The sequence below is a fragment of the uncultured Campylobacter sp. genome, assembly GCF_938045535.1.
Lineage (GTDB): Bacteria > Campylobacterota > Campylobacteria > Campylobacterales > Campylobacteraceae > Campylobacter_B.
Genome location: NZ_CALIMQ010000263.1, coordinates 1 through 9,904 on the forward strand (window position 1 = coordinate 1; position 9,904 = coordinate 9,904).

General features: G+C 47.9%; 8 protein-coding genes. 5 read left to right on the forward strand and 3 right to left on the reverse strand.

The annotated features are described in order from the left end of the window. Both Q0095_RS08255 and gatC read right to left on the reverse strand, forming a co-directional pair. On the reverse strand, positions 1 to 907 hold a 907-nt coding region (locus tag Q0095_RS08255), incomplete at its 3' end, for a PilT/PilU family type 4a pilus ATPase (RefSeq protein WP_297883042.1). A 10-nt stretch (positions 908 to 917) separates the two neighbouring features. Further along, the gene (gene gatC / locus Q0095_RS08260) at positions 918 to 1,205 is read right to left on the reverse strand and encodes an Asp-tRNA(Asn)/Glu-tRNA(Gln) amidotransferase subunit GatC (protein WP_291939991.1); all 288 of its coding nucleotides are present in this window, start codon (positions 1,203 to 1,205) and stop codon (positions 918 to 920) included. 116 nt (positions 1,206 to 1,321) lie between these two features. Here gatC and Q0095_RS08265 point away from each other — a divergent pair, with 116 nt between their 5' ends. From Q0095_RS08265 to hisG, 5 genes are read left to right on the forward strand one after another with little or no spacing between them, the layout of a single operon-like run. After that, complete coding sequence (locus Q0095_RS08265; RefSeq protein ID WP_297883045.1) at positions 1,322 to 1,873, forward strand: hypothetical protein; 552 nt, start codon at positions 1,322 to 1,324, stop codon at positions 1,871 to 1,873. Then, positions 1,873 to 2,886: an L-seryl-tRNA selenium transferase gene (locus Q0095_RS08270; protein ID WP_297883047.1), complete on the forward strand. Its 1,014-nt coding sequence runs from the start codon at positions 1,873 to 1,875 to the stop codon at positions 2,884 to 2,886. Before Q0095_RS08265 ends, Q0095_RS08270 begins: the two co-directional genes overlap by 1 nt. 31 nt (positions 2,887 to 2,917) lie before the next feature. Continuing rightward, positions 2,918 to 3,208, forward strand: a complete 291-nt coding sequence (locus tag Q0095_RS08275) for a hypothetical protein (RefSeq protein WP_297883049.1) — start codon at positions 2,918 to 2,920, stop codon at positions 3,206 to 3,208. Beyond that, positions 3,195 to 3,815 carry a type III pantothenate kinase gene (locus Q0095_RS08280; protein WP_297883052.1) on the forward strand — a complete coding sequence of 207 codons (621 nt, stop codon included), beginning with the start codon at positions 3,195 to 3,197 and terminating at the stop codon, positions 3,813 to 3,815. Before Q0095_RS08275 ends, Q0095_RS08280 begins: the two co-directional genes overlap by 14 nt. Beyond that, positions 3,812 to 4,423, forward strand: a complete 612-nt coding sequence (gene hisG, locus Q0095_RS08285) for an ATP phosphoribosyltransferase (protein ID WP_297883054.1) — start codon at positions 3,812 to 3,814, stop codon at positions 4,421 to 4,423. Before Q0095_RS08280 ends, hisG begins: the two co-directional genes overlap by 4 nt. A 1,372-nt stretch (positions 4,424 to 5,795) precedes the next feature. Here the strand turns inward: hisG and dnaE are convergent. Continuing rightward, the coding region (gene dnaE, locus Q0095_RS08290; protein WP_297883056.1) for a DNA polymerase III subunit alpha at positions 5,796 to 9,904 on the reverse strand (4,109 nt) is incomplete at its 5' end.

Genomic DNA, 9,904 nt, shown 5'->3' on the forward strand with positions numbered 1-9,904 from the left:
GGATTAGATTCGCTACGGCATTGTTATTTAGCAAAATTTCATGGATCGCGATACGTCCACCGCCAAGCTTCGGCAAAAGCGATTGCGAAATGACCGCGGTAAGTGATACGGAGAGCATATTTCGCACTTGGAGCTGCTCGCCGCCATCAAAGCTATCAATAATACGGTTGATCGTCTGCATCGCGGAGTTGGTGTGTAGCGTACCAAATACCAAGTGACCGGTCTCTGCAGCGGTAATGGCAATCGAGATAGTCTCTCTATCGCGCATCTCACCAACTAGGATAATGTCCGGGTCCTCACGCAAGGCAAATTTTAACGCATTAGCGTAGGAATGGGTATCGGTGCCGATATTTCTGTGAGAGAAAAGCGCTTTTTTATTGGTATGGACGAACTCGACCGGATCTTCAACGGTGATGATGTGCTTGCGCTCTTTTTCGTTGATCTCGTTTAGCATCGCGGCAAGAGTAGTTGATTTACCGCTACCCGTAGGTCCGGTAACCAAAATCATGCCTTTTTCGTGCTTAACTACCTCTTTAAAAATCGTAGGGGCTTTTAAATCGTCCAGGCTAGGAATATCGATAGGAATAATACGAAATGCGGCAGCCAAATCGCCGTTCATAGTGTAGTAGTAATTACCACGGAAGCGTCCGATATTAGGAAGCTCGATCGCAAAGTCAAGCTCTTTATTTTCCTCGAGCGCACTTTTTTGCGCATCGGTAATGAGCGCGTAGCAGATATACTCGATATCCGTGCCCTTAAGCGGATCCATGGCAAGTGGGCGCAATGTTCCGTCGATACGTATTTGAGGCGCCGAGCGCGAAACTAAGTGAAGGTCGCTCGCTTTGTTAAAAACGACGGTTTTTAGTAGGGTTTCGATATCTACTAAATTTCTTTGAACTTCTTCCATAAAATTCCTTTCAATCTATGATTTTCGGTACTACGAAGTAACCGCCTTCGGACTGCGGAGCATGCTTTAAGACGCTTTCTGCGACGTCGCTTTTGCGTGGGATATCTTTGCGAAACGGAGTACCGCCTTTCAGCGTAGTGATAGCCGCCTCGCCACTTTGTAAATCCAGCTCATTTAGAATTTCTACAAAATCTACAATATTATTTAATTGCCCTTTAAATTCTTCTCGCTTAGCATCTGGAATTTTAAGAGCAGATAACCTTTCCAGCTTGCTTAGCAAGGCGTCGTCTATTATCATAACTTTCCTTTTTCTGATAAATGCGACATTATATCATAAAAATTCTTTATCTTAGGCGGTATTTAAAATTTTTTATGCTACAATTACGCCGATTTTCTCAAATAAAGGACTGAATTTTGGCTTTAAAAGACGACATCGAAGGCGTGAAAAAAGAGATCGGCACAGAAGAGCAGTTTCTAGAAAGCGTCATAAAAAGTGAAATTTTCGTAAAAAAATACAAAAAGCCGCTGATATTTTTGGCTGCGGTTTTGATCGTAGCATTTATCGGATATTACGCAAATGAATTTCTAAGCGATCGCCGCATAGCAAGTGCTAATGCGATCTATGACGAGCTGCTTAACAAGCGCGACGACGCTAAGCTAGCCGAGCTTAAGCAAAAAGATATAAATCTATACGCTCTTTATATTTTGCAAAACGGCTCTGCAGACGAGCGAGCGGCGCTAGAAAATACCCAAGGCATCGATGTTATGCTAAAAGAGATAATAAATCTACAAAACGGCAAACAAGGCGGAGTGCTACTCGCCGATTACGATTCTTTGCTCAAAGGCTACGACCTACTAAAAGAGGGCAAAATCGAGCAAGCTCACGCAGAGCTAGATAAAATTCCACTCAACTCGCCAGTTCGTCAAATCGCACTTGCTTTGAAACACTATGGAGGCAATAAATAATGAAAAAAACGCTGATATTTACGCTTTTACTATCGTTTTTATTTTTGGGCTGCTCGACGAAGCGCCAGTATTTCGAACCTAGCGACGAAAACATCACAGGCGATATGAAATTTAACGGCTCACTGCCATCAGAAATCGTAGCGATTAGTAAAGATGGTGCTACGCTAAAAGACGGCGAAGTCATCTCTAAAAACGGATTGGTGAAAAATTTCAAAGTCTTAAAAAGTGAGAAATTTTTAGGCGAATATGACGGAAATTTCGTCGTAACCGACATCAATGGCACGCTTAAAGTAGTTGGTAGCACAGGTGCCGTAAAATTTGAAAAAGCCCTCGGCAGACAAGCGCTAAGTGCAAATATACGCGGCGATGATTTGGCTTTAGTGATGAGCGATGATTCGATTATGCTTATCAAGCTAAGCTCGGGCGCAGTGGTACTCGATCATAAAGTAGGCGATGCATTCGCAATCGATTCGCGCGTGGCGTCACCGCTATTTATCAACCAACTTATCGCTTATCCTGCGTTAGACGGACTAGTCAGCATCGCAGAAGACGTAGGCGGGCGCTCGGCACGCGATTTCGTCGTGAGCAACCAGCCGTTTTTTAACAACATTATCGCCTTAGAAAACAAGGGCGATAACCTTTATGCCGTAACTGCCACTAGGCTAATGCTGGTAAGTCCTACGGGCAATAAAAACCATAACGTAGACATCAAAGACGTGATTTTTAGCGGCGATAGAATTTATCTTTTCTTAAAAGACGGCAGAGTCGAGCTACTCGATCGCGGGCTAAATTTGATCAAATCGCGTAAATTTACCTTCGCGCAGTTTAGCGGCGCACTACTTAGCGGCGGCTATCTGTATATCATCGAGCGCAACGGCTACGTCATCCGCACCGACGAAAATTTAGAGGGACAAGCGATCTACGAGCTAAATGGCGAGTTCGATGATAAGTCCTTTATCGCAGGCAGCTCGTTTTACTACGGCGATAAAATTTTAAATTTTGATGCTAGATAAAATTTCAAAACTTTGCGTTCGCGAAGGGCTCTTGCTTCAGAAATTCCAAACGCTAGATATCGCTAGCTTCACGCGCTCGCGCTCATACGGCGCGTATTTCGGCGTGGATCTAAAAAGCTACAACGTCCTTTTATTTATGCGCGACGCAAAATCTCGCTTTGTAATGCGCGACGCGGAATTTCTGCTATCGCTCGCAAGCGACATTAGCACAAACCTAGGCAAGGTCGTGAAAAAGCGCGTGCTGTTTTACAACTCACAGATGTGCTCTAAAAGCGCGAAATTTTTAAAAGAAAACGGATTTAGCCTCTATGCTTTTGTGTGACGTAGGAAATTCCAGAGTTAAATTTTATAAAGGCGGCGTAACGCAAAGCATGCCCATAGCGGAGTTTATGCGGTACGAGCCGAAAGAGCAAATTTTTTTCATTAGCGTAAACGATAGCGTGAAAAAAAAGCTGAAAAACCCTCTGTTTGTCGATCTGGCGCCGCACTTTGAGCTAAAAACAGCCTACCGCGGGCTCGGGATCGACCGCATAGCGGCGTGCTCCGCGGTAGCGACGGGCATCGTCGTCGATGCGGGCAGCGCGATCACCGTGGATTTGATGTTTAAAAGCTCACACCTAGGCGGATTCATAATGCCCGGTATCGGCACGCTTTTAAAATCTTTCGCGAGCATCGCGCCGGTGCTGGACGTGACGCTTTCAACCAATATTGATCTGGATCCGCTACCACAAAAGACCGTAAGTGCCGTAAACTACGGGATTTTAAAGCCTATCGTGCTTACTATCGAAAACATCGCGGGCAATAATAAAATTTACTTCACGGGCGGCGACGGAGCCTATCTGATGCGGTATTTCCGCAACTCGATCTATGAAAAGGATTTGATCTTCAAATCGATGGCAAGCTTAATCGCAAAAAAGGGGCTAGCATGATAACCATAGCGCTTCCCAAAGGCCGCATAGCCGACGATACGCTTAAAATTTTTAAAACCATCTTCGGGATTGATTTCGCCTTTGAGGATCGCAAACTCATAATGCAAGAGGGCGATTTTAAATTCCTCTACGTCCGCAACCAAGATATCCCTACTTACGTTATGGGAGGTGCGGCGGATATCGGCGTAGTGGGGCTTGACGTGCTTGAGGAACATCGCCCCGACGTGCTTACGCTACTCGATCTTAAAATCGGAAAATGCCGCGTCTGCGTGGGCGTACATGCAGGCACTCAGCTAAACTACGGCGCTCCGAGCCTAAAAATCGCTACGAAAATGCCTAACATCACTCGCGAATACTTCGCCTCAAAAGCGGTCGCCGTAAATATCATCAAACTCTACGGCTCGATCGAGCTCGCCCCGCTCATAGGGCTTGCCGATGCTATCGTCGATGTCGTCGAGACCGGCGCTACGATGAAACAAAACGGCCTACAGCCCGCAGAAACCGTAATGCAAAGCTCGGCGCACCTCATCGCCAACAAAAACAGCTTCGTGCTAAAACGCGATGAAATTTTAAATTTAAGAGATAAACTAGCCCGCACGATCGCGTAACGCTTGCTTGCCCTGCCACACGGTATTTGGGACCAGAGCGGCGTATTTTGCGTGAGCGATCATCGCCGTTTTGGCACGCTGTCGTTTAAAAAACCTCTGCTGCGTATAGAATTTTATAGCGGCAACCACGCTTCTTAAATTTAAACCAGCTTGCAAATTTGATTTATCAAGAAACGGAAGCGCTGTCGAGCCGCGCAGCCTAAAATTTTAAAATTTATCGCTACGAAATTCTAAAACTCTGTGGCATAGAATTTCAAAATTCCACTTCACAATTTTATGCCGTAAAATTTAAAATTCTCGCGAACTCTAAATTTGAGCTCAAATTTCCGTGGCTTGGAAACAACAGAATTTCTGAATTTCAACTCGCTAAATTTCGCCGCTCAAAATCGTGCAAAATTTAATCGGCGCTACTCTTTAAGCATAGGAAGCAGCTTGCGCAAAAATTAAGATGCTAGCCGTCCGCATCGCAGCGACGTAGAACTCCACAAGCCCCGCGTGCAAGACGATCCCTGGCTGCAGCGACATTTGAAAAACTGCTTCATAAGGCTTACAAAGCCCGCACAAGCAGCATTATCACCTATATTTTCGGGCAGGACAAACACGCTTAGCGCGAGCAATATATACAGCGCGAAAAATTTCAAATACAGCCGTTTAACAATTTTGATAAATTTTGGATTTAAGACAGGTTGCGTCCCGACGCCCGGCTCGAGCCCAGTCCGCGCTAGCTTGATTTTTTCGGGCACCGTTTGCTTGGGTCAGCTTTGTTTCGGATTTTTTCTGCACGTCTTAAGTCCGTTTTTGCGTACTTTACTAAATTTGCTCAGCGAAATTTTACTGCGATAAAATTTTACGTAGTAAAACTATGCCTAAAATTTCAAATCCGCTAAAGTTTAAAATTTTAAAGCTGCGCAGAGATTCGCCAAAGTAAGGCTTTGTTCGCAAAAATTTAGCTCGAAATTTAAAACGCTCATGCCGTTTATCATGCAACAGGTAGGCTGGCGCGGCAACATAATTCATGCTCTACCGAGGCACGGCGAGCTATTATTACGGCAACTCAAACGGCGCGCTATAAGCCTTGCCGACGCAATAAAGCAAAAGCGGTCTATTTTTTGTAAATTGAGAGCACAATAAAATTCCGCCACAATAAACGCAATAAATTTAGATATTGCGGACGATCTACATAGTTTTGGTTCTTACATGTAGCACAGCAAATTTTGCACGCGGCAAGCTTTGGGCCAAAAATATTGTCGTCTCTTATCGCAACAGCGCCAAAGCCTAGGCTCTATGCGCGCTCAGATACCTCTTACGTGCGGCGCAACAAGCAAGAATAAATTTTAACCGACCTAGCGTGGCGATAGAGCCGCTACCCCGCCTACGCCGCGATGATTTCGCGCACCTTTTCGGTAAAATTATCGCTCACGATGTATTCGGTCGGATAAACTAGCACCTCGCTGCCGTTGCGGATTCGCAGAATCAGCCGCTTGGTGTTTTTCAGCGCCGTGTCGCAAAATGCGAGATGGTAAATTTTATAAATTTTCTCGCGACTTAGCTCGCCTAAGCTTAGCTCAAACTCGAAATCCTGCGCGTTTTTTCGCTGTGCCTCGCGCTCTTTGCGCGCCTTAAGGGCGGGATCCTCCGCAGTAAACCCGCCCCTTCGCTCAGCAAAATTTCCTCCGCCAAAGCTGCCACCTCGTTCGCCACCAAAGTTTCTGCTGGAGCCGGAATTGCCGCCGTTAAAGCCTCCGCGCTCCCTACCGCCAAAGCCTCGCACCTTGCTAGGCGCGTAGCCGTCGATGTTTTGCGCGGCATCTAGGGTTAAAATTTCATCTAGATAGATTTGATATTTGCCGCCGTAAGGGCTAGTGTTTTTGCTAAGCCGCGCCCAAAACGCCATCGGGCGCTCCAACTCCGCGTCCGTTAGCGCAGTGACCGCATCACAAATATCACCGAACGCGCTCATCTCGAAGCTGCCCGCAAGATCAAGCACCGTAAGATTTGCCATCTGCTTACCCGATTTGGTCGTGCGGGTGTGGACGTTTTCGATCTTGCCGACGCACAAAATTTTAACGCTCGCGTCCTCGTCGTCCACCAGTTCGTCGAATTCGTTCGATTTGGTATGTGCAATCGCTCCAAGCTGCGCGACGTAGGCTTTGAGTGGATTTTCGCTCAAAAATACTCCCGCGCGCGGACGAAAGCTCGCATCTCGAGCGTTTTGCAGGCTCATCATCGAAAGAAACGACAGCTGATACGCCGCGCCGCCGACTGCGCTTTTTGAAATTTTGATCATAAAGGCGTACGGGCGCTCCCGCTCCTGCGGGCTTAAGTTTTCGATCGTCTTTAGCGCGTTATCGAACACCGCAAGCTCGAAGCTCCCGTGCAGATCAAGCACGTTTAAAATCCCCATTTTTTTGCCCGTTTTTGTCATGCGCGTGGACAGATCCTCGATCCGCCCCACGCTAAGCACCTCGGCGCTATCGCCCTTGATCTCGCTAAACGCCGAGGATAGCGTGTAGTCGATACCTTCCATCTCCTCTTTGTAATCATCCAGCGGATGCCCCGAGAGATACACGCCCACGGTCTGCTGCTCAAATTTTAAAATTTCGCCCTGCGGAAATTCCTTATCGGTATCGACGAAGCTTACGCTCATGCCGCTCGTCATATCCTCATCCTCGCCAAAAAGCGAGCTCTCGGCATCCTTTTTAATCTCGGTGATTTTTTTCATCACGTCTAGGATATTTTCCATATTTTGAATCATCGCTAATCGGCTCTTGCCCAGACAATCCATCGCGCCTGCGTAGATCAGCGACTCGATGACCTTTTTATTGACGCGGAAATTGTCCACTCGCGAAGCAAAATCGTCGATGCTTTGAAATTTAGCCTCGCTCTGAAGCTCTAAGATATTCTCGATCGCGGCACCGCCCACCCCCTTGATCGCGCCGAGGCCGTAGATGATCGAGGTGCCCGATTTGGAGTTTTCGTCGTCCACGACGCTAAAGCCCCTTAAGCTTTGATTGATCGACGGCGGCAAAAGCCCGATACCCAGGCGGCTAGCCTCGTCGATATACTTTGAAATTTTATCGGTATTGCCCTCCTCCGAAGTAAGCAGCGCCGCCATAAATTCCGCCGGATAGTAGGTCTTAAGATAGGCTGTTTGAAAGGTGATCATCGAATACGCCGCGGCGTGGGATTTGTTAAAGCCGTAGGAGGCAAATTTCATAATCAGATCAAATAGCTCATCCGCCTTAGCTACGTCAAAGCCCAGCTCTTTGGCGCCGCTTAGATACTGCTCGCGCATGTGAGCGAGCTTCTTCTCATCCTTTTTACCCATCGCGCGGCGCACCAGATCGGCATCGCCCAAGCTAAAACCGCCCACCTTCTGCACGATCTGCATGACCTGCTCTTGATAGACGATGATGCCATATGTTGGCTCCAAAATTTCTTTTATCTCTGGGAAGATATAGCTTGCTTTTAGCTCTCCGTGTTTGATCCTGATAAAATCGGGGATTAGATCCATCGGTCCCGGGCGGTATAGCGAGATCATCGCGATAATATCCTCGAAGCGGTCCGGGCGCAGGTTCATCGCCAGATCCTGCATGCCCGCGCCCTCGATTTGGAAAATCCCCAGCGTGTTGCCGCTTTGAATCGTTTTGTAAGTGTGTGGATCGTTAAAGTCTATCTCCTCCCAAACTATGTCGCGATTATAGCGGCGCTTGACGAGCTTGATGGCATTATCGATCACATCGAGGTTTTTTAGACCTAAAAAGTCAAATTTTATCAGATCGACGTCCTCGAGATAGTTTTTGGTGTATTGCGTTACTAGGCGCGCATCCTCGCCCTTATCCTGCTTAAATAGCGGCGCTTTGTTCCACAGTGGCTCGTTTGAGATCACCACTCCCGCGGCATGCATACCTGCGTTGCGATTTAGCCCTTCAAGGCCCAGCGCAAACTCCCAAACCTGCTGCGCGATCGGATCTGCGTCGATAAATTCTTTCAGCTTCGGCTCGGCGTCGTAAGCCTGCTTGAGCGTGATGCCGAGCTTGTCGGGGATCAGCTTCGCCATCTTATCGGCCTGCGAAAGCGGCATATCGCAGACGCGAGCCACGTCGCGGATGACGCCGCGCGCGAGCAGCTTACCGAAGGTCGCAACCTGCGCGACGTTAAATTTGCCGTACTGATCGATGACGTAGTCGATCACCTCGCCTCTTCGCGCCTGGCAAAAATCCACGTCGATATCGGGCATCGAGATACGCGACGGATTTAAAAATCGCTCGAAAAGCAGATTATACGGGATCGGATCGAGGTCGGTAATGCGAAGTGCATACGCGCAGATGCTGCCCGCCGCAGAGCCGCGACCGGGACCAACCGGGATGTCGTGATCCTTCGCCCAGTTGATGAAATCCTGCACGATGACCATATAGCCCGAAAAATGCATGTTTTTGATAATGGCAAGCTCCTTTTCCAGGCGCTCGCGATAAATTTCGTGTTTCTGTGGATTGATAAATTTAAGGCGCTCTTTAAGCCCCTCGCGGCACAGATGATCGAATAAAAAATCGTCGTTTGCAAAGTTATAGCGTTCGTCCGGCTGCGGCAGCGAAAGCCCGAGCCTATCGGCGTATTCGATCGTAAATTTAAAATTCGGCGGCGTCGGCGCATAGTCCTTCTCGTCGAAGGCAAATTTAAGATTGCACTTTTGCACGATCTCGGCGGTATTTTCGATCACTTCGGGGATGTCGGCAAAAAGCCGCCTCATCTCCTCGTCGCTTTTTACGTAAAATTCTGAAACGACGTGTTTTAGGCGGTCGCCGTCGTTGATCGTCTTGCCCATCGAGATGCACTGATAGACGTCGTGGGCCTTGGCACGGTCCTTGCGCGCATAGTGAGCGTCGTTGGTAGCGATGATCTTGACGCCGATTTCGCGCGAGAGGCGAATGAGGTCTTTATCGACGTTTAACTGCTCGCCGATGCCGTGTCGCATGATCTCGAGGTAAAAATCCTCGCCGAAAATTTCCTTATACTCAAGCGCCGCTTTTTTCGCCGCTTCGTAGCCGCCCGCGCCGCGCTTTAAATTTCGCTCGCTTCTATTTAGATGAAATTCCACCTCGCCCGCTAGGCATGCCGAGGAGCAGATGAGCCCCTCGCTGTGCTCTTTTAAAATTTTTTTGTTGATCCTCGGATAGTAGTAGAAGCCGTCCAAAAACGCGCGCGAGCTAAGATACATTAAATTTTTATAGCCCGTCTCGTTTTTGGCAAGCAGTATCAAGTGGTAGCGCTGGCGGTCGCTTTTATCGCCGATGTCATCGTGGTTGTGCAGGTAGGTCTCGATGCCGATGATCGGCTTGATGCCGTGCTTTTTCATCGTCTGATAAAAGTCTATCGCGCCGAACATATTGCCGTGATCGGTGATGGCTGCGGCTTTGACGCCTTGTTTTTTTAGGGTTTTGGCTAGCTCTTTGATACGGTTGGCTCCGTCTAGCAGCGAAT